General features: G+C 50.1%; 21 protein-coding genes. 10 read left to right on the forward strand and 11 right to left on the reverse strand.

Features of this window, described 5'->3' with window-relative positions:
- Positions 1-43: 43 nt before the first annotated feature.
- From Q9M42_RS05575 to Q9M42_RS05600, 6 genes are all read right to left on the reverse strand, one after another.
- Entirely contained in the window at positions 44-1,012 is a 969-nt protein-coding gene (locus Q9M42_RS05575; RefSeq protein ID WP_322525531.1) for a sugar phosphate isomerase/epimerase family protein, read from the reverse strand.
- The gene (locus tag Q9M42_RS05580) at positions 1,012-2,055 is read right to left on the reverse strand and encodes a Gfo/Idh/MocA family protein (RefSeq protein ID WP_322525532.1); all 1,044 of its coding nucleotides are present in this window, start codon (positions 2,053-2,055) and stop codon (positions 1,012-1,014) included. The genes Q9M42_RS05575 and Q9M42_RS05580 overlap by 1 nt, the downstream gene beginning before the upstream one ends.
- Before the next feature lie 31 nt (positions 2,056-2,086).
- A complete protein-coding gene (locus Q9M42_RS05585; RefSeq protein WP_322525533.1) occupies positions 2,087-2,908 on the reverse strand; it encodes a carbohydrate ABC transporter permease in 822 nt (273 codons plus the stop codon).
- A gap of 19 nt (positions 2,909-2,927) precedes the next feature.
- Entirely contained in the window at positions 2,928-4,253 is a 1,326-nt protein-coding gene (locus Q9M42_RS05590) for a carbohydrate ABC transporter permease (RefSeq protein WP_322525534.1), read from the reverse strand.
- A 24-nt stretch (positions 4,254-4,277) separates the two neighbouring features.
- Positions 4,278-5,537 carry an ABC transporter substrate-binding protein gene (locus Q9M42_RS05595; RefSeq protein WP_322525535.1) on the reverse strand — a complete coding sequence of 420 codons (1,260 nt, stop codon included), beginning with the start codon at positions 5,535-5,537 and terminating at the stop codon, positions 4,278-4,280.
- A 76-nt stretch (positions 5,538-5,613) separates the two neighbouring features.
- Positions 5,614-6,627: a LacI family DNA-binding transcriptional regulator gene (locus Q9M42_RS05600; protein ID WP_322525536.1), complete on the reverse strand. Its 1,014-nt coding sequence runs from the start codon at positions 6,625-6,627 to the stop codon at positions 5,614-5,616.
- A 180-nt stretch (positions 6,628-6,807) separates the two neighbouring features.
- Between Q9M42_RS05600 and Q9M42_RS05605 the strand changes: the two genes are divergently transcribed.
- The 3 genes from Q9M42_RS05605 to Q9M42_RS05615 all read left to right on the forward strand — a co-directional run bounded on the left by Q9M42_RS05605 (position 6,808) and on the right by Q9M42_RS05615 (position 9,922).
- Positions 6,808-7,110 (forward strand): metal-sensitive transcriptional regulator, encoded by a 303-nt coding sequence (locus Q9M42_RS05605; protein WP_371862273.1) that lies wholly within the window; start codon positions 6,808-6,810, stop codon positions 7,108-7,110.
- 59 nt (positions 7,111-7,169) lie between these two features.
- Positions 7,170-7,382: a copper chaperone CopZ gene (gene copZ, locus Q9M42_RS05610; RefSeq protein WP_322525640.1), complete on the forward strand. Its 213-nt coding sequence runs from the start codon at positions 7,170-7,172 to the stop codon at positions 7,380-7,382.
- A 122-nt stretch (positions 7,383-7,504) separates the two neighbouring features.
- Entirely contained in the window at positions 7,505-9,922 is a 2,418-nt protein-coding gene (locus tag Q9M42_RS05615; protein ID WP_322525537.1) for a heavy metal translocating P-type ATPase, read from the forward strand.
- A gap of 475 nt (positions 9,923-10,397) precedes the next feature.
- Here the strand turns inward: Q9M42_RS05615 and Q9M42_RS05620 are convergent, their stop codons facing one another.
- Positions 10,398-10,664: a hypothetical protein gene (locus tag Q9M42_RS05620; RefSeq protein ID WP_322525538.1), complete on the reverse strand. Its 267-nt coding sequence runs from the start codon at positions 10,662-10,664 to the stop codon at positions 10,398-10,400.
- Between the two features lie 172 nt (positions 10,665-10,836).
- On the opposite strand from Q9M42_RS05620, the gene Q9M42_RS05625 reads away from it, so the two are divergent.
- Positions 10,837-11,259 carry a hypothetical protein gene (locus Q9M42_RS05625; protein ID WP_322525539.1) on the forward strand — a complete coding sequence of 141 codons (423 nt, stop codon included), beginning with the start codon at positions 10,837-10,839 and terminating at the stop codon, positions 11,257-11,259.
- A gap of 116 nt (positions 11,260-11,375) precedes the next feature.
- Complete coding sequence (locus Q9M42_RS05630; protein ID WP_322525540.1) at positions 11,376-11,762, forward strand: DoxX family protein; 387 nt, start codon at positions 11,376-11,378, stop codon at positions 11,760-11,762.
- Positions 11,763-11,810: 48 nt separating this feature from the next.
- Here the strand turns inward: Q9M42_RS05630 and Q9M42_RS05635 are convergent, their stop codons facing one another.
- Positions 11,811-12,857: an SEC-C metal-binding domain-containing protein gene (locus Q9M42_RS05635; RefSeq protein WP_322525541.1), complete on the reverse strand. Its 1,047-nt coding sequence runs from the start codon at positions 12,855-12,857 to the stop codon at positions 11,811-11,813.
- 153 nt (positions 12,858-13,010) lie between these two features.
- Entirely contained in the window at positions 13,011-13,973 is a 963-nt protein-coding gene (locus Q9M42_RS05640; protein WP_322525542.1) for an L-lactate dehydrogenase, read from the reverse strand.
- A 182-nt stretch (positions 13,974-14,155) separates the two neighbouring features.
- On the opposite strand from Q9M42_RS05640, the gene Q9M42_RS05645 reads away from it, so the two are divergent.
- From Q9M42_RS05645 to Q9M42_RS05655, 3 genes are all read left to right on the forward strand, one after another.
- Positions 14,156-14,338 (forward strand): hypothetical protein, encoded by a 183-nt coding sequence (locus Q9M42_RS05645; protein ID WP_322525543.1) that lies wholly within the window; start codon positions 14,156-14,158, stop codon positions 14,336-14,338.
- Positions 14,339-14,402: 64 nt separating this feature from the next.
- A complete protein-coding gene (locus Q9M42_RS05650; RefSeq protein WP_322525544.1) occupies positions 14,403-15,839 on the forward strand; it encodes an NAD(P)H-binding protein in 1,437 nt (478 codons plus the stop codon).
- Between the two features lie 82 nt (positions 15,840-15,921).
- Positions 15,922-16,755, forward strand: coding sequence for an STAS domain-containing protein (locus Q9M42_RS05655; RefSeq protein WP_322525545.1), 834 nt, complete (start codon positions 15,922-15,924; stop codon positions 16,753-16,755).
- Between the two features lie 69 nt (positions 16,756-16,824).
- On the opposite strand, the gene Q9M42_RS05660 is transcribed toward Q9M42_RS05655, so the two are convergent.
- The gene (locus tag Q9M42_RS05660) at positions 16,825-17,064 is read right to left on the reverse strand and encodes a hypothetical protein (protein ID WP_322525546.1); all 240 of its coding nucleotides are present in this window, start codon (positions 17,062-17,064) and stop codon (positions 16,825-16,827) included.
- Between the two features lie 75 nt (positions 17,065-17,139).
- Positions 17,140-18,123, reverse strand: a complete 984-nt coding sequence (locus tag Q9M42_RS05665) for an aldo/keto reductase (RefSeq protein WP_322525547.1) — start codon at positions 18,121-18,123, stop codon at positions 17,140-17,142.
- 140 nt (positions 18,124-18,263) lie between these two features.
- Here Q9M42_RS05665 and Q9M42_RS05670 point away from each other — a divergent pair, with 140 nt between their 5' ends.
- Together Q9M42_RS05670 and Q9M42_RS05675 are read left to right on the forward strand one after the other, a co-directional pair.
- On the forward strand, positions 18,264-19,250 hold the full coding sequence (locus Q9M42_RS05670; RefSeq protein WP_322525548.1) for a cyclodeaminase: 987 nt from the start codon (positions 18,264-18,266) through the stop codon (positions 19,248-19,250).
- 202 nt (positions 19,251-19,452) lie between these two features.
- Positions 19,453-19,890: a DUF1934 domain-containing protein gene (locus Q9M42_RS05675; protein ID WP_322525549.1), complete on the forward strand. Its 438-nt coding sequence runs from the start codon at positions 19,453-19,455 to the stop codon at positions 19,888-19,890.

Here is a 19,890-nt window from a genome sequence, read left to right on the forward strand (position 1 = left end):
TGCCCCCTGAATAAGGGAAGCAGCTTTTTTCATACGGAGGGCTCTACGCCCACCACATGTCGACCGGTCGCTCGGAAATGTTGACGGAATTCAGATTTTGTACAGCCCGCTCGAAGCCCTCATCGAGTGACATGATCGGATCTTCATGCTCGATGCTGACCACATGGTCATAGCCGAATGTCCGAAGTGCACTTATCATATCGCTCCATTCCTTCATGCCATGACCGAAGCCGACCGACCGGAAGCTCCAGGCCCGGGACTGAACGTTGCTGTATGGCTGCATATCGGTGAGGCCGTACATGTTGACGTTGTCCTGATCGATATACGTATCCTTGGCGTGAAAGTGGTGGATGGCTCCTTCTTTTCCAAGAATTTTAATCGCGGCTACCGGGTCGATCCCCTGCCACCACATATGACTTGGATCAAGGTTGGCTCCCACTGCCTCATTGGTCGCCTCCCGCAGCTTTAATACCGTGTACGGCGTATGAACGAGAAAGCCGCCGTGGGGCTCGATGCCAACCTTTACACCATGTTCTTTAGCGTAGCTGCCCGCTTCCTTCCAATACGGAATAAGCTTTTGCTCCCACTGCCAGTTGTAAATGTCTGAATAAGCGCTCGGCCACGGGGCGACCGGCCAGTTTGGGTGTTTGGCGCTTTCGTCGCTTCCGGCGACACCGGAGAACGTATTGACGACCGGGATGTTCAGGAGGCTGGCAAGCTGCACGGTTTTTTTGAACGTGTCGTCCGCATCCTTCGCTTCAGCCGGGTCCGGGGAAATCGGATTGGCGTGGCAGCTGAGTGCGCTGACGGTTAAGCCACGGGCATCCAGTGCTTCCTGGAACTGTTTGCGTGCATCTTCGCTGTCTAAAAGCCTGTCTACGTCTGCATGGGCGCTGCCTGGATTGCCGCCGGTGCCAAGCTCTACGGCCTGCACCCCGGCACGTTTAACCTTGTCGAGCATATCTGTAAAAGCCAAATCAGCATAGAGAACAGTAAAAACGCCGATCTTCATTATTCAACACCCTCCTTTCCGATAGCCACAAAATGGCCGCGTTCGCTGGAGGCAAGGGCTGCCAGAATAACAGCGAGGGCCTGCTTTCCGTCTGCGCCGGACACCGGAACCTCTGTATTTGAGACAATGCTTTCGGTAAAGGCGTCAATCACCCCGGAGCTTTCCTGGCCGCCGGCGTCATTGGTCTGAATGCCGCCTAGCTCGTAGCGGACCGTATGCCCGTTGGTGTAGTGGGCAGTCAGCGAATGAACCGGGTCGTCTTCAAGGCGGAGTGTTCCTTTTTCGCCGTAAATGATCGTCGAGTTGTCTTCCTCGGGAACATACGCCCAGCTGGCCGTGAGGGTGCCGATTAAGCCTCCCGCTGTTCTAAGCAGGCAGACCGCGTTGTCATCCACTGTAATATTTTCCTTCGCATTGTTTTCCACGAAAGCAGCTACCTGGGTCACTGGCTCCCCGAGCAGAAACTGAATCAGGTCGGATTTGTGCACCCCAAGGTCTCCCATGGCGCCGATAAAGGCCTCCTCTTTGCGGAAAAACCAGCTGTCCTTGCCGTCAATGCTCCATCCTTCGGGACCGCCGTGGCCAAACGTCGTCCGGAAGCTGAAGATTTTGCCAAGGTCGCCGTTTGTAATCAGTTCTCTTGCTTTCACGTGTGAAGGAACGAAGCGCTGATTGTGGGCTATCATTAATTTTTTACCGCTGCGTTTTTCAGCTTCGATCATTTCTTCAGCTTCCTGTTCGCTTGTCGCCATCGGTTTTTCACAGAGCACGTGCTTACCGGCAAACAGGGCGTCGATACTGATTTGGGCATGCATATGGTTGGAGGTGCAGACGCTGACCGCCTCAATCGATTCATCCTTTAACAGTTCATGATAATCCGTATAGGCCGAAGCCCCGAGACGGGAGGCTGTTTCTTCGGCGCGCTCCTTTACGAGGTCACAGACCGCCCGGATAGTGGTATGTTGATTTGCTTCATATTCTGGAATGTGGCGGTTTCTTGCGATGCTTCCACACCCGATGACACCGATATTTACTGCTTTCATGTGAGTTCCACTCCTTTTTATATAGTGATGATTATTCTTTTACTGACCCGCTCGTAAGTCCGGAAACAATCCGGCGCTGGAAAATCAGAACGAGAATGACAATCGGGATGGTAACGATGACGGTGGCAGCCGAAATGTCGCCCCACGGGACCGTGTATTCGCTCTGATAGAAGGAGATGCCAACTGGAATCGTCCGCCAGGCATCGGCGGTGTTGATGGCCAGGGCGAAAAGATATTCGTTCCAGGCTGCGACGAAAACAAGAATCGCCGTGGTAAAGATACCCGGGGTAGCGAGTGGCAGAATAATCTGGCGGTACGTCTGAAATGGCGTAGCGCCGTCTAGCTTGGCCGATTCTTCAAGCTCCCAGGGGATTTTTTGAAAAAAGGTGGCCAGAATCCAAATCGCAAGCGGCAGGCTGATGGTAATGTACGGGATAACAAGTCCAATATAGCTGTTGCGAAGTCCTGTGTCCGTCACAAAGTTAAAGATCGGAGACAAAATTGCAATTGGCGGAAACATCGACGAGGCCAGTACAAGACCTAAAATTAAGGACTTGCCGCGTATAGGCAGCCGCGTAACCGCATAGGCCGTGAAAGAAGCAATCAAGAGCGATAAAACCGTAGTCAGGCCCGAAACGACAAAGCTGTTAAGCATGTAACGGAACAGCGGCCTCGTCGTAATCGCTGAAGCGTAGGATTCAAGAGTAGCATTGGATGTAAACCAGGCGAACGACGTCAGTTCATTCTGGGGCTTCAGGGATGTTAAAAAGATCCAGATGAACGGAAACATAACGAGAAATACGAAGATGGCCAGGAAAATGTAAAAACGGATACCGGCTTGGTTTTTAAGCATGTACAGTCACTCCTTCCACTTATTTTTTCGCTCTTTCCGGAAACAGGTCTGACCCAAGCAGCTTAACGAAGATAAAGCTGATGATGGCCACACAGACAAACACAATGACGGAAAGGGCAGAGCCGGCACCGAAGTTCTGCTGTTCAAACAGGGCCTTGTAGGCAAAGACGGAAATTGATTCCGTGGCGTTTGCCGGGCCGCCGCCGGTCAGTACATAAATCAGGTCAAACACGCGGAAGGCGTCAAGTGTCCGGAACAGCAGGGCAACAAGAATCGCTGACTTTAACAGTGGCAGGGTTACAAAGAAGAACTTCTGTATTCTGCCAGCTCCGTCGACTTCTGCTGCTTCATACTGCGTATTTGGTATCGTCTGCAGCCCGGCAAGCAGAAGGAGGGCCATGTAAGGTGTCGTTTTCCACACATCTGCGAAAATGATGGAAAACATGGAGCCGGAAGCCGTCGTTAAAAGTGCACCCGGGTCAGAAATTAAGCCAACCGCTGCCATATAGTGAGCGACAATCCCCGACTGTCCGTCGAACAGATAGCTCCACATCATGGCAGCTACCGCTGTTGGGATAGCCCACGGCACGAGGACTGAAGCCCGGACGATACCGCGCCCTTTGAAGGTTCGGTTGATTAACAGGGCGACACCGAGTCCGATGATCAGCTCAGCACCGACGGAAACGATCGTAAAGAATGTCGTATTTGTCAAAGCGGTCCAGGTCCGGCCGTCAAGCAGGTAATCCGTGTAATTCTGCAGGCCGACAAAGTTCGAGGACAGCACCGAACCCTGCAGGTTTTCGAGCTGAGCGGCCAGGTAGCCAATTTCTAAGGCGATATCACCATCAGCTTGCTGCTGCATGGAGTTGACGGCTTCGATCTGTTCATCCATCGCGGCTTCAAAGTCGCTTCCCCACGAGCCATCAATAGATTGAATACGCAGGTTATCGTCAGTGATCGGCTCGTAGTCATTCAGCATGCTGTTGACTTCCTGATAGCTTGAAGCCATGGCGTCTTCAGCCACAAGCTCTTCGTGATGCTCCTGGACGACTGCCCAGGTTTCGTTGAACGTTTCCTCTCCTTCCGGATAAGCCTCGCTTAACTCATTGACATTTTGCTCGACAAGGTACCGGTTATCGGCGTATTCCTCGAGGTTCAGGCTTTCGCTCATTATTCGCTCCGACTTGGTAGGGTCATTCAGCCGGTAGTCAAACAGGCTGTTCCAGCCGGAAAGCATGATCGGCCATACAACAACAAGAAGAATCAAAATGAGCGCCGGGGCAACCATTGCGTAGCCTAATTGTTTTTCGCTTAATTGAAATTTTCGTTTGGGTTTTCCAGCCATGCGGGTTCCTCCTTCGAATCCGTGTTATTCTTCATTCAAAACGGCACTCAATTTGCGTTCCATGTTGGCCGCAGCTTCTTCAGCCGTAATTTCTCCTGCCGCTGCCCGCGAAAGTTCAATCTGCATAATATCCGATACTTCCGGATAATCTGCTGTGACTGGACGCGGTACTGCATTTTGAAGCGTTTCGACGAAGGCATCATCCGCAAACAGAGCGTTTGCTTCCTGGATGTCTTCATCTTCATACAACGACTCAATAGTAGGAGCCCGGCTGCCTTCGAGAGCACCGATTTTCTGGCCCTGCTCACTGGACATAAATTTCACGAATTCCCAGGAAGCATCGACTTCTTCGGAGTTTTTATTGATCATGGTGGTCCATCCGCCGAGAGCAGAAGCGGTGCCGTCGCTGCCTGAAGGAAGCGTAGTGAAGCCGACATTGTCAGGAATATTGGAGATTTCCGGGTCGGTGGAAGTAGACAGCAGGTACGGCCAGTTTCTTGCAAAGACGGTGTTACCATTTATAAACGCGTTTTCTGTTTCAATTTCCTGGAAATTCAAAATATTATCAGGCACAAATTCAGACTGGGTTATATCGATCATTTTTTGGATACCTTCAATGGCCTCCGGAGAATTAACGACTACCTCCTGATTTTCGTTAATGATCTGGCCGCCATAGGCGCCGATGTATTCAATGGCATTAGTCACAAGGCCCTCGTACTGGGAAGCCTGCATCGAGTAGCCAAAGGAGGTGCCTTCTTCGCCCTGGAGGTCTGCAGCCATCGTTTCGAGCTCTTCCCAGGTTTCCGGTGGTTCGTCTACGATATCCTTACGGTAGAACAGCAGACCGGCATCTGTATAAGCCGGCATGGCGAACTGCCGTCCGTTATAGGAGGTGGATTCAATAGTGGCCGGGAAATGGGCATCAATATCGACGTTGTCTCTTTCAATCAGACGGTCGAGCGGAAGCGCATAGCCGGCCTGGGCAAATTCCGCCGGCCAGACCACGTCAGCCGCAAATACATCGATTTCATCACTGCCGCTGCTTAAAATCGTAGCGTACTGGTTGTGCTGTTCTCCCGTATCAGGCGGCATCTCCCGTACATCCACATTGATGTTTGGATGCTCTTCTTCAAATGCCTTGATCGTGGCATCTGTTGCGTTAGTCGTATCCACACCGCGGGCGTACGTAATTGTGACTTCGTCCTCAGCAGTGGGAGAGATGTCCGCAGTTGAACATCCGGTGAGCATTATAAACGCTCCTGTAACGGCTGCAGCTTTCTTCATGCCTATTCCTCCTTAAGTGAAATCGATTTCAAAATATCCGAAACGTTTCGGGTGGCAGAAAGAAGCAGTAAATAACCTACCTGCCCCCCGGAATGCCGGTGGATTCCCGCACGGTTAACGAAGCAGGAATTATCAGGCTGGCAGGCGTATCTCGTCCTTCAATCTTCTCAATAAGTAATTCACAGGCTTTGCGCCCGAGCGTGTACCGGTCCTGATGGACAGTGGTCAGGGGCGGGGAAAAATACTCTGCGAGTACGAGGTCGTCAAAGCCGACAATTGATAAATCCCGCGGCAGAACGTACCCGAGATGATGGGCTGCCCGCATGACCCCGTGAGCCATTAAGTCACTTGCGCAAAAGACGGCAGTAATGTGTGGATGGGCTTTAAGCAGCCCGAGCGCTTCCTGCTCTGCCTTTTTTTCATCGAAGGCTGCCTCCCGGACGTACTCCTCCCGGTAAGGCAGGCCGGACTCCCGAAGTGTTTCTTCGTAGCCTTTCCGGCGTTCTTTGGATACGTAAGCGTAATGATGGCCGTTAATAAATGCGATGTGTTCATGACCAAGTCCGATCAAATGTGCCAGTGCCTGACGGGCCCCATCAGCGTTATCGGTAGTGACAAAGCTTGCGTTACCGCTTTCCACTTGATTGTCGATAAACACACATGGAAGTCCGGTAGCCGCCAATTCCTCGGTAGCGGAGTGGTCGTGGGGGAGGTTCTGGGTAATGACTCCTTCGAGCTGTCGTTCCCGGCACATTTGGTAATACGTACGATCCCCGGTAGGACGGGATTGAAACAGGATAAGGTCATAACCGCATTCATTGGCGTATTCGTTTACGCCGGCCAGGATATCAAGTGTGAACGTATCCTTCGGATTGGACGGAAAGGACTGGGAGGTTAAGAGCCCAATTGTCTTCGAACGATTCATAACGAGACCGCGGGCGATGTGGTTTGGCGTATAGTCCAGCTGTTCAGCGATCTCCTGAATACGCTGGCGCGTCTGTTCATTGACGTCGCTGTATCCATTCAAAGCTCTTGAAACAGTCGTGACGGAAACGCCGGCTGCTTTAGCGATATCTTTTATGGTATTCATAGTTAGCCTCCGAAACGTTTTGGAAGAATGACTTTATTATAGAAAACGCTTTCATTTTACGCAACCCTAAATTGAAAATTTTTAAAAATTAAAACAAAAACAGTGCTTTTCTATGAATCATAAAAATTGATTAAAGCCGCTCCACCTAGTAAACTAGCGGTAAATAAGCGATAAGAAGGAGTGGACAGTATGGAGCATGCTTCAGGCAATAAAAGGACCGTCCAACCTAATAAACAACAAATGCTGAATCGGTTAAAGCGCATTGAAGGACAGGTGCGCGGCGTTCACGATATGGTTGAAAACGATCGGTACTGTGTCGATATTTTAAACCAGATTGCAGCTATTCAGTCTGCGACCAACAAAGTGTCACTGGCATTAATGGAGGACCATACCTCGCACTGTGTGGCGAACGCCATTAAAGACGGCGAAGGTGAAGAATCCATTGAAGAGCTGATGGCCGTTATGCGGCGGATGATGAAGTGATTTTTGACAATACCCCTGCGGTGTATTATATAATTAGGGGGAGAGAAAGGATGGTTGAAATGAAAAAAGAAACGATCCAGGTAGAAGGAATGAGCTGCGGACACTGCGTTTCTGCGGTAGAAGGCAGCGTTGGTGAACTGCAGGGCGTCTCAAATGTGAAAGTAAATCTCGATACAGGCGTCGTAGACGTAGAATATGATCCTGAAGTAACTTCACGAAAAGATATTGATGAAGCGATAGATGACCAGGGATACGATGTTGTATCTGCATAAATAATTAAGAAGGAGCGGATCGTGGCTGCACGATCCGCTTTTTTATCACAGTTTTTGTTTGCTAAATACTATACGGGGGTATAATATTAAAAGAAAGCCTGCAATGGAAATGAGGTGCCGGTATGGAAAAGCATAAAACCAATAACAATCTTTCCCGCTGGAACGCATCCGTGGAGGGCATGACCTGTGCGGCCTGCTCCCGGAGGATTGAAAAGCAGGTAGGGAAAATGGACGGGGTCTCGGAAGCCTCCGTTAACTTAACAACCGAACAGCTTTCGGTGCAGTACGATCCAAGCGAGGTAGCACCACACGATATGGAAGAAAAAATAGAGAAGACTGGCTACAGCGTCCGCCACAGTGAAGCGGTGTTTGACGTCTCCGGTATGACCTGTGCAGCCTGTGCCAACCGGGTGGAAAAGAAGCTGAATAAAATGCCGGGCGTGTCGGAAGCCACCGTCAATTTGGCGATGGAGCGTGCAACGGTTCACTATTTGGACGGGGAAGTTTCTGTAGAGGACATGGAACAGGCAGTGGATAAATTAGGATATGGATTAACCGAACGGACCGAGGAAGAGACGGAGGATCCGAGAGAAAAAGAACAGCGGAAAAAGGGATGGCAGCTGCTGATTTCCGCGCTTTTAACCCTTCCGCTTGTATGGACGATGGTATCCCATTTCGGATTTCTGTCCTTTCTCTGGTCTCCGGAAGTACTGATGAATCCATGGGTTCAGTTAGGCATTGCGACGCCGGTGCAGTTTGTGATCGGCTCCACGTTTTACCGGAGCGCCTATAAATCACTGCGGAGCGGCAGCGCCAATATGGATGTGCTGGTCGCCCTCGGAACCTCAGCTGCCTATTTTTACAGCCTGTATTTTGTGCTGACAGGCAATGCATCCGAAGGGCTGTATTTTGAGACATCAGCAGTGATTATTACCCTTATTCTTCTCGGCAAGTGGTTTGAGGCGAAAGCGAAGGGACGTACCTCGCGCGCCATTAAATCGCTGCTTTCGTTAAAAGCCGAAACCGCCCTGGTGGAACGCGGCGGAGAAGTAACAGAAATAAAGAGCGAAGACGTCCAGGAGGGCGACGTCGTCCACGTGAAGCCGGGAGCCAGAGTCCCGGTGGACGGAGAAGTCATAGATGGCCGCTCATCCGTGGATGAATCCATGCTTACGGGTGAAAGCATTCCGGTGGAAAAAGACACGGGAGACACGGTGATTGGGGCGACGGTGAATGGAAACGGACGTATCCGCATGCGCGCCACCCGGGTCGGCAAGGACACGGCATTGTCCCAGATTGTCCGTGTCGTCGAAGAAGCCCAGGGCGGAAAGGCGGAGATTCAGCGCCTTGCCGACCGCGTATCCGGCGTGTTCGTGCCAATTGTAATTGGCATCGCGCTATTGACTTTTCTCACCTGGATTCTTTTTGTGCAGCCCGGATCGCTTGAAGCGGCGCTCCTGCCGACTATTGCCATTCTTGTTATTGCCTGTCCATGTGCGCTCGGCCTGGCAACGCCGACGTCTATTATGGCGGGCTCCGGAAGGGCTGCTGAAAACGGCGTGCTGTTTAAAGGCGGCCAGTACTTGGAAAGCACCGGGGCAGTAGAAACAATCCTGCTCGATAAAACCGGCACGATTACAAAAGGAGAGCCGGCAGTGACGGATATTGTACCGGCACCGGACTGGACGGAGCAGCAGGTGCTGATGCACGCTGCTGGAGCGGAGCAGTCCTCCGAGCATGCGCTGGCCCAGGCGATTGTCCAGGATGCGGCGCAGAAAAATATGATGCTGCCACGGGCCTCTTCGTTTGAAGCAGTGCCCGGCAAAGGAGTGCTTGCAGTCACAGACGCTGGTATTGTCGCGGTTGGCACGAGTGCCTGGCTGGCGGAGCGCCATGTGGCAGGAATTCCGGAAGAAGCGGAAAACGAAACGCTGGAGGAGCAGGGCAAAACAGTCATGGGAGTAGCAGTAAACGACCGCTTTGCCGGCTGGATCGCCGTAGCTGATACAGTGAAAGAGACATCTAGACGGGCAGTGGAACGCATGCAGGCGGCAGGGCTTGAAGTCGTTATGATTACCGGTGATAACGAAAAGACGGCCCGCGCTATTGCAGCAGAAGTAGGGATTGACCGTGTGATTGCGCGCGTACTCCCTGAACAGAAAAGCAGCGAAGTAACGCGGCTGCAGCGTGAAGGGCGTCGCGTCGCCATGGTCGGAGACGGGATTAACGATGCGCCGGCGCTTGTGACAGCTGATATCGGGATGGCTGTTGGTACAGGAACGGATATCGCTGTGGAGGCAGCCGACATTACGCTGATGCGCGGGGATCTAAACAGCGCAGCAGATGCGGTACTCATGAGCCGGGCAACGATGAAAAACATTAAAGAAAATTTATTCTTTGCGTTTGTGTATAATTCCATCGGCATTCCTATTGCCGCCATCGGCCTGCTCGCTCCGTGGGTAGCCGGGGCAGCCATGGCGTTCAGTTCCGTTTCTGTTGTGCTGAATGCCCTGCGCCTTCAGCGGATGAAAATTTCATAATAAAATCAGGCAGTGCTTAAGCGGCTCTGCCTGTTTATTGTTCACCAGGAGAGGAAAATAATCATGAATCCAGTTCATTACTATATTACTATTAATTTTCTTCGTTTGTGTTATAATAGATAGGAATTTATAGGTATAATATAATGGTTCTAATGCATTTGATAGATGCTTCTCCAATTAAAAAGTGATTCAAGGAGGCTGTTCAAAATAACTGCAAATTGTATGTCCCCATCCATAGGCAGTGCTAAAATCGCTAATTCTGACTCTATCGATAAACTCACAAAGTGCCTGTATCAAACCGCCAACATCGAACTTGGTAAATTAACAGCTTCGATAAACAGTGCCCAGAAAGAGCTCAATTTATTAATGCAGGAGATTCAAAGGCTCCAGGGTAAATCTGTATGATGCCTGGATATATGCTAAGCAGCTATCTATCGTAATAAAAACAGACAGGGCGTAATGCCGCTGTCTGTTTTTAGGCTGCCCCTATTTTTTTATCCAACAGGGCGGCGATAACGAACATAAAAATCATGCCGACGCTTACGACGAATAAGTCGGGTCCAATCCAGCGGGTGAATACAATGCTTAAAATTAATACAGAGAAAAAGGCTATAAATGTTACATTCGCTGCGGCGAATCGGTGCCGGCGGCCGTGCTGTTTAATGCGGGCGATGACGTAAATAACGGCATTTAATGCCAGGCCGATAAATAAAAGGTAATACAGATTTAATGTTAGTTCCATGACTCATCGATCTCCTCAACTACATTCTGGTATGTATTCGTGTATCGGGACGTCTTCTTATATCACTTTACATGGTAACATGAACTTGAAAAAGGCGGTAGGAAAGATAAACCGTGCCCGCATATGCTACACTTGCCGTAGAAGTTAGTGATGGAAGGAAGGAACAATTACGATGCAGATAGAAAAATACGAAGGTATGCCTCCAAGCGAAGTGCTTCAGGGCATCCTATATTTACACGCGCAGCTTTTTGAAAAAATGGAACCAATGCATCAGACCCTCGAACAGGCAGAGGCATCCCTTGTACAGGTAGCACGGAAGGAAGGGAAAATACTCGGCTACGACATCAGCTATGCGAAAGATGACAGCGTATGGTACAGCTGGCTGAACGGAATGGAAGAAGCGTTTGAAGATGACGGATGGAGAAGCCGTCTTGTCGGCAACGTTCTTATTCATGCCCGTGAGCAGGGATATCAGGTAGTGCAGACGAAGCTTGCCCACCGGTATCCGGAATTTATTGATATGCTGCAGGCAGCAGGCTTTCAGGTTAAAGAGGAATTAACAGATGAACGCATCTGGCTTGAGAAAAAACTGTGACAAGAGGCCGCTCCGGTCTCTTTTTTTATAGGCAGAAATCACGTCTCTTCTTACAGTGCCTTTTCAAATTCGCAGTAGTTCGGCATACTGATGAAAAAGAAAGAGGAGGAAGTCATATGAAAAATATCGAAGCCGGGCTGCTGATTCTCCGGGTCGTGACGGGCGTGATATTTTTAGCTCATGGAACTGATAAATTATTGAACGGGATGGACGCTTCAACTGCATCGCTTGGCAGCATGGGAATGCCGGATGGCACTGCTTTCGCTGTAGCGGTCATCGAAGCCGCTGGAGGCATTTTACTGATTCTTGGACTGCTGACGCGTGTTGTGGCCGGCTTGTTTGCACTCATTATGCTTGGAGCGATTGTAACGGTCAAATGGCAGCAGGGGCTGATTGGGGGCTTTGAGCTTGATCTTATACTGATGGCTGCCTCTATTCATCTGGCGCTTACCGGAAGCCGCATGCTTGCTTTGAAAAAACGAAAAAAGAAACGCTCTTTCTGAAACAGTAAACGGCCTGCAGGGAGCAATCCCTGCAGGCCGTTTACTGTTTTATGCATTTTCATTTGAAGTATAAGGCTCCATCTTTTTCCACTGCGTACGAATAGTGGACGAGGCTACGCCGTAGCGTTCGGCGATTTCCTTCTGAGTGCCGCCTCCTACTGCGTATTCAAGGGCTGCTGCCTGGGCTTCCGGCTTGCGGATCACAGGGTTTTCCTGTTCGCAAAAGCGGAGCCACAGCTCTGAAGCTGCAGCTGCTGCGTCTTTAGACAGCTGATCGGAGTTTTCGAGCGCGTCCACTACTTTCTGCTGGTCGTCATTCAGGCCTGAAGTAGATGCCGCAGCGGTCTCTTTTGTATCGGCCGCAGTATCTGAACCTGTTTCAGAAGGGGTGGAGGTGCTATCTGCTTCTTGGTATTTTTCCTGAAGATCGTCCTTCAGTGTGCGAAGCACGTCCGGCAGGTGATGTGTGATCCAGTCAGCTTTATCCGCTTCGTTATCCGGAACGGAGCCGGTAACACTTTTAATGACGTCGTCGCCGAAATCCGGATGGAACGGCAGCAGGCCGAGCATTGGATACCATTTGTCCTCCACAGGAACTAAAAAGGCGAGAAACACAATGTTTTCCTGCAGGTCCCGGAAAAAGGAAAGTGGCTCAATATGGTGAACTTCCTCGCTCAGCAGGTCAGTGACTTCATACCAGTCGTCGGTCATTTTATTCAGGCGGAACAGTGACAGGTTATGTCCGGTCCAGTTGGAATAAAGCCGCTGAAGCCGCGGGTGCTGATTATTCTGCTCTATCTGCTGATGGATGTTCATCCATTCCCTGCGCTCGTTGCCGTGCAGTAAAAAGTCGGCAAGCGCCAGGTTCTGGACAAATTTATGCCAGGCATAAGGGAAATAGTTCGGCCGGTAGACGCGGCGGTAATAATGGCTGAAATCCTTCCGGCTGTCTTTGTTTGCAGCGGCTGCAAGATCCAGCTGTATGTTGGTTACTTCTTCAGTCGTATAAGCTGGCTGGTTGGCGGGATCGCCGCAGCATTTTTTGTATTTTTTACCGCTGCCACAAGGACACGGATCGTTACGTGAAATACTCATACATTCAGGCTCCTTCTCACTAGTATGTTACTATTCCTTCAAATTCTAACATACATTGCCCCAAAATGGGGAATCCGTGCGCTTCAGGGGGAATGGAGACATGAAAAAGCCCTTCGCAGTGGAAGGGCTGTATTTGTATAATAAGAGACTTGTTTAATTAGCTGCCTGTCCGTTCGCATTTTCCCATACGTTGCGGAGTGTCTCTGCGCTGTGGCGGAAGTCGCGGGCTTCTTCTTCATTCAGTGGCAGTTCGATCACTTCCCGTATCCCCTCGCGGTTAATGATGGCCGGCACACCGATGCACAGATTATTTTCTCCGTACTGGCCGTCCAGGTGGGCGCTGACGGTCAAAACACTGTTTTCGTTTTTAAGAATCGCGTTTGTAATACGGGTGAGTCCCATCGCGATGCCGTAGCTGGTGGCGCCCTTGCGCTCAATGATCTCATAGGCAGCCCCGCGGACGTCTTTAATCATGCCTTTCATTTCCTTCACATTTTTGTCTTCTTTTTCATCCGCGAGCTCTACTGCGTTTCGGCCTCCAACGTTTGCCTGGCTCCAGACGGCAAGCGACGTGTCGCCGTGTTCACCAATGATATAGGCATGGGCATTCTGGGCAGCAGTGTCGAAATAGTCACTCAGCATAAACCGCAGGCGGGCGGTATCCAGAATCGTCCCGCTTCCAATGACCCGTTCTCTTGGAAGTCCGCTGAACTGCTGAGTGGCATACGTAAGAATATCCACAGGGTTGGTGGCTATAAGGAATATTCCATCAAAGCCGTTATCCATCACCTGACCGACAATATTTTTAAATATAGCGGTATTTTTGCCTACAAGATCGAGACGGCTTTCACCGGGTTTTTGGTTAGCACCGGCTGTAATGCAGACGATGTCGGCCTCCCGGCAGTCTTCATAGGTGCCAAACCATGTTTTAGTAGGATGCGGAGCAAAGGCTTTACCGTGATTGAGGTCCATCACGTCCCCTTCGGCCTTGCGTTCATCCAGATCGATGATCACGAGCTCCTCGACGACGCCCTGATTAATTAACGAAAATGCATAGCCGCTGCCGACAGCGCCGGCTCCGACAACAACAACCCGGTGGACGTGATTTCTTTTCATATATAAAATCCCCTTTCGAATATGAATCATGTGAATGAATGAGCAAACTTTATCTATCTATATTGTGCACTATTTCACAAATTGATGCAAGTACAGAAAATATATAATTGTGAACAAATGATGAACTTACGTGTTGGGAGGAAATCGAAACGGGAAAGAAGCAGAAGAGGGGGGATGACTCAATGGAAAATGCGTTAAAATATGCGATGCCGACAGCGTTGACGTGGGCAGTGATTGGTCTGCTCGCCGGTCTGAATCTTGACAGAGGATGGCTGTGGGTGCTTGCTTTTGTAGTTTTCGGATTTCTCGTCAGTTTTGTTACAGTGATAATTGCACAGTGGATTATTTCTAAAATAAATATGTAATTAGCAGCGGAGAAATTAGGGAATGGTATATGTATAGCTTATAAGCGAAAAGGAGCGTGCAAGCATGGAGGATATAAACGGCCGGAGGCCGGTCATAGCTATTACTGGCGCTAGTGGATACATCGGAAGAAACCTGATGAAGGAACTGAAAAAGCATGCAGATATTATTGCTCTGTCGAGAAACATAGATACAAAAGAAAACGAGGAGCATGTAACATGGCGCTCGTGCGACTTATTTTCATTAAAGGACGCGGAACAGGCACTCGAAGGTGCAGATTACGCTCTATACTTAGTTCATTCGATGATGCCGACATCCAAATTAACCCAGGGCAGCTTTGAAGATATGGACGTTATCCTTGCCGATAATTTCGCGCGTGCCGCTGAGCAGAAGCAGGTGAAGCAGGTCGTTTATTTGAGCGGCATTATTCCTGAAGCTGACCGGCTGTCCCGCCATTTAAGCAGCCGGCTCGAGGTGGAAGATATCCTAAAATCATACCGGACGCCTGTGACTGCTATACGTGCGGGATTAATTGTCGGTCCACAGGGCTCTTCGTTTCCTATTCTCGCAAAGCTGGTAAAGCGGCTGCCGGTCATGATCCTTCCGAAATGGACGCAGACCAAGACCCATCCCATTGCGCTTGCCGACGTATTAAACAGTCTGCAGAAGAGCATCGGGGAAGAATCGCTTTACAACCGTTCCATCGATGTTGGAGGGCCGGACGTAATGACCTACCGGAAAATGATGAACATCACTTCAAAGGTGATGGGGAAAAAGCGGTACGCAGTCACCGTGCCGTTTTTCACCGTGCGCCTTTCAAGACTGTGGGTGAGTGTAACTACAGGGACACCGAAAAGCCTCGTTTATCCACTGATTGAAAGTCTGATCCATCCGATGGTGGCTGACCCTGCTAAAAGTGTGAAGGGCATCAGTGATGGAAAAATTCCATTCCGGGAGGCGGCAGAAAACTCTCTGAAGGAAAGCAGGAAGGAGCAGTCCTCCATTCTGGCACGCCTGAAGCCGGCCCCTGTGGAGCGGAATGTACGCTCTGTCCAGCGCGTCACCATTCCAAGAGGGAGAGACGCGGACTGGACGGCCCGTTACTATATAAAGTGGCTTCCGAAGCTTCTGCGCCCATTCGTAAAGGTGGAAACGACCGACCGCTACCAGTACGGTCTGCGGCCTGCCTTTATGAAAAGAACATTTCTCGAGCTCTCCTATTCCAAGGAGCGCAGCGAAGAAGACCGGGCGCTGTACTATATTACCGGTGGACTCCTTGCACAGGTAAATGAAGGAGAACGGGGCCGGCTGGAATTTCGTAAAATTCCTCATACAAACCAGTGCATTGTAGCGGTACATGATTATGTTCCAGCTATGCCATGGTACTTTTATCAATATACCCAGGCGTTTATTCATCTTTGGATCATGAACCGTTTTAAAGCACACCTTGAAAAAGATCAGTGGACGTTAAGAAGGTCCCGGCAGCTCCAGCCGGAGACATAACTTTCCCCGTTTGGTTTCACCTTTTTTAAGGAACACGGAAAAGGATATGAGTACTCTGCATATAGAAGGGAGACGGTGCCGTATGAGCACCAACCAGTTGATCCGTGACTATTTCTTCAATCACGCAGCGGAAATGGCGAATTCATGGTACGAAACGTTGGAGGAATCAGATAGGGAATCTGCTTACGCAACGACGGACCCAAAAAAAGTGGAGGAACTGAAGTCTCAGACGTATGAGTTTCATTTATATTTCTCGAGTATTTTTATCGAGGACCGGAATACATGGGAGAATACCTTTGAAGTATGGATAGACGGCATTATAAGTGATCCCAAATACTTCCGGACGAAGGATGCGCGAGTCGTCCGGGAAATGATGAGATACCGGGAGCAGTATACAGCCTATTTGAAGCGCTTTTACGCTGAAGAGCACACAGAGCTCTCTGCCAATATGAAGGAACAGCTACGGGAGCTCGTAACAAACGGCGTGGATCAAATTATTCTTTCTTACGTGGAAAAATCCAACCGGCTGCTCCTGCAGAAATTAGAAGCGAGGGAAAGCATTATTAATGAACTGAGCGCTCCGGTTATCTCTCTGAATAAATCATCCGCTCTTCTTCCGTTAATTGGAGAAATTGACGAAGAACGGGCTGCGGTAATTCTCGAGCACACACTCGAGGCATGCTCGAAAAAGCAGGTCTCTGAATTGTTTATTGACCTTTCCGGGGTAGCCGGCATCGGTACTCACGTCGCTCATCAGATTTTCGGGCTGATCCGTTCGTTAAAGCTGATTGGCGTACAGCCTGTCCTGGCAGGAATGCGTCCCGAAATCGCCCAGACCTCCGTCAATCTTGGCATCAGCTTTCAGGATGTGCCGATTGCTTCATCGCTTTCCCAGGCAATGGATCAAAAGCATTAAAAAAAGCCGGCCCCCCATATTGATGGGCGCCGGCCTTTTCTTCGTCTTTAATACAGAATCACTCTGCTTTTAGACTTTTTCGACAACGTACGTTGGCTTCTCAACGAATCTTTTGCCGCCTAGTTCTTCAGAATGATCGAAGTAGCCGCCGAATTTATAAACGACTTTGTACTCGCGGTCTGGCTCTGTAAACAACTGGTTTTCGTTGTTGGAGATGACCGTGACGTGGTTGTTTTCTACAAAGCTGTCAATTTCACTCGCTTTATAGTTTGTACCTGCAGTAAGTTCGGAAACAGATTGGCTTCCCATATATAATCGCTCCTTTGCGTTATAATTTGTCCACTGGTACTGTTACCCGGGTAAAGCCTGTCTTAATCATACGATTTAATAGCCGCCCCTGATGCTTGGCTCCACGTCCTCTAAATAAAACTTCGTCAGCTTCTCCTGCTCCTCCCTGGAGAAGGAAGGCACGCTGACCGCTTCGAGGCTGTCGGTCACCTGTTTTTCGTTACGGAATCCCGGTATGACGCAGGTGACATCCTCGTTATCCAGAATCCAGCGCAGAGCTGCCTGCGCCATTGTACCCCGCTGCTCTTTAATCCACTGGAGGGAGGTGCTGAGCTCCACGCCCTTTTGGAAAGGAAGGCCGGCGAATGTTTCTCCGACATTGAAGGCGTCTCCGTCCCGGTTGAAATTGCGGTGGTCGTCTTCAGCGAATGTCGTTTCTTTTGTATATTTTCCAGTTAACAGTCCGCTTGCGAGCGGCACGCGGGTCAGGATACCGACGCCCTGCTTTTTCGCCTGTGGAAAAAGCCGTTCTGCCGGCTTCTGGCGGAAAATATTGTAGATAACCTGAAGTGCCTTAACATTTGGGTAATGGAGGCATTCCATGCCCTCCTCCACTGTTTCCACGCTGACTCCGTAGTGGCGGATCTTTCCCTGTGCCTGCAGGTCATCAAGCACCTTAAACACCGAGCCGTCTTTTAAAACGTCAATCGGCGGACAGTGAATCTGATAAAGATCCAGGCGTTCGCGTCCGAGGCGCTTCAGTGTAGCGTCCAGGTAGGCCGTGACACTTTCCCTGGAATAAGTATTTGGGTCATTAATATCGCCGCCGCGCGCAAATTTGCTGGCCACGTGAATCTTCTCTTCTTTTCCTTTCGTTGCTTTTCCAATCAATTCCTCGCTGTGTCCGTCCCCGTACACGTCAGCCGTGTCGAAAAAATTCACGCCGGCGTCCATGGCAGCCTCGAGGCCCTTAAGCGCTTCGGTATCGTTTGTTGCTCCCCACGCGCCGCCAATTGCCCACGTGCCAAAGCTCAGTTCACTTACTTCCAATTCGGTATTTCCTAACTGACGATATTTCATATCGTCCACCTGCCTTTTAATTAAAGTATGTTGGGCTATTCCCGATCTGCAGATATTTAAGCGTTCTCATGATTAATGGTTTTGATTTAGTGCAATGTTTCCTATAATAAAAGCAGCACATTTTAAAGGAGGCGGAGTCCTTGTATTTATTCAAAGAAAAACCGATCAGAAATACGATTGATGTCAATCAGCAGGCGCTTTCCCTTATTGAAGACGGCTTTCGGCGCCTGCAGGCAGGAGAAGTAACCATGCCTCCCGTACTCAGCATGCCCATTGCCGATAAAAATGGTGAAATGGATGCAAAAACGGCCTACGTCAAGGGCATGGACCAGTTTGCCCTGAAAATTTCGACCGGTTTTTTCGATAACCCGGACAAAGGGCTTCCAAGCCTTAGTGGCATGATGCTTTTGTTTCATTCGGATACCGGCTTCCCGGCAGCAGTGCTTCAGGACAATGGATATTTGACCGATGTGCGCACAGGAATTGCTGGCGCTGTGGCAGCCAAATACCTGGCTAAAGACGAGGCAAGGATTGCAGGTATCGTCGGCACCGGCACGCAGGCGCGCTTTCAGCTGCGGGCGCTGAAAATGGTGCGGCCGTCAATTGAAAAAGTATATGTGTACGGACGCAAAAAAGAACGGATTGAAGCGTATCAGCGTGAAATGGAGCATGAGCTCGGTGTTACGACAGAAGCTGCCGATCTTGAAACAGTAGTACGAAACTGTGACGTGCTCGTTACGACGACGCCGTCGACAGAACCGTTCATCAAAAAAGAATGGCTGCACCCTGGGCTGCATATTACAGCTATGGGCTCAGATGCCTCGGAAAAGAATGAAATCGAGCCGGACGTACTCGGAGCGGTGGACATTCTTGCCTGTGATGCGGCTTCGCAGGTGTTTTCCATAGGGGAACACCGGACGGCAAAAGAAGCAGGGATTATCGATGAAAGCAGCACGGTGGAAATCGGTGCGATTATCAGCGGAGATGCCCGTGGCCGGGAAACGATGGAGCAGGTAACCTTCTGTGACCTGACAGGCACCGGAGTGCAGGATACAGCCATTGCCGTTTATACGTACGACCAGCTCAAGGCCTCCGGAGAAGGAATCGAAATAACAGAAGACGAATAAATGAAGGACTCCGGTCCTGCTTTCCGGCTCGGTCAAAGGGTGATCGAAGCTTCTCTGCTCCGGCAGGGAAGCTTTTTTGTCTGCAGGCTTTTCAAATGATCAATTTTCCCTTCTCAATGCGTGAAGTCGTGTTAAAATAAGACAGTGATTAACCGGAACGTTAAAAGCGAGTATGTGCAGGCATAGAGAAAGGTGGCTCATCGTGGCAGACACAGCAAAGACCCCGGTAAAAGTCGCTATGACAACCAATATGCAGCAGGAAGATGAACGGGAAACCATTCAGCTGAACGCAGATGGCGAAATGTACGAAAAGCAGGAATGGACGTATGTCCGGTTCGAAGAAGAGCTTGAGGGCATAGGAAAGGTACAGACAACGCTGAAAATCGGAAACGCAGAGGTGATGGTACTCCGAAGCGGGGCCGTGGCCATGCGTCAGGTATACGCGTACGGCGAACGTACCGAAGGCACCTACGATATGGGCTACGGCCGGCTTCATACAGAAGCGGTAACAGACCATCTGGCTGTGACAAAGGCCAACCTCGGCTGGGTGATGCATATTGATTTTCATTACCGGCTGGTACTGCAGGGAACGCCGGTAGGGCGTTACGAAATTTCGATCGTTATTGAGGAGGACGCATGA

The organism is Marinococcus luteus (assembly GCF_034497705.1).
GTDB classification, from domain to species: Bacteria; Bacillota; Bacilli; order Bacillales; family Marinococcaceae; genus Marinococcus; species Marinococcus luteus_A.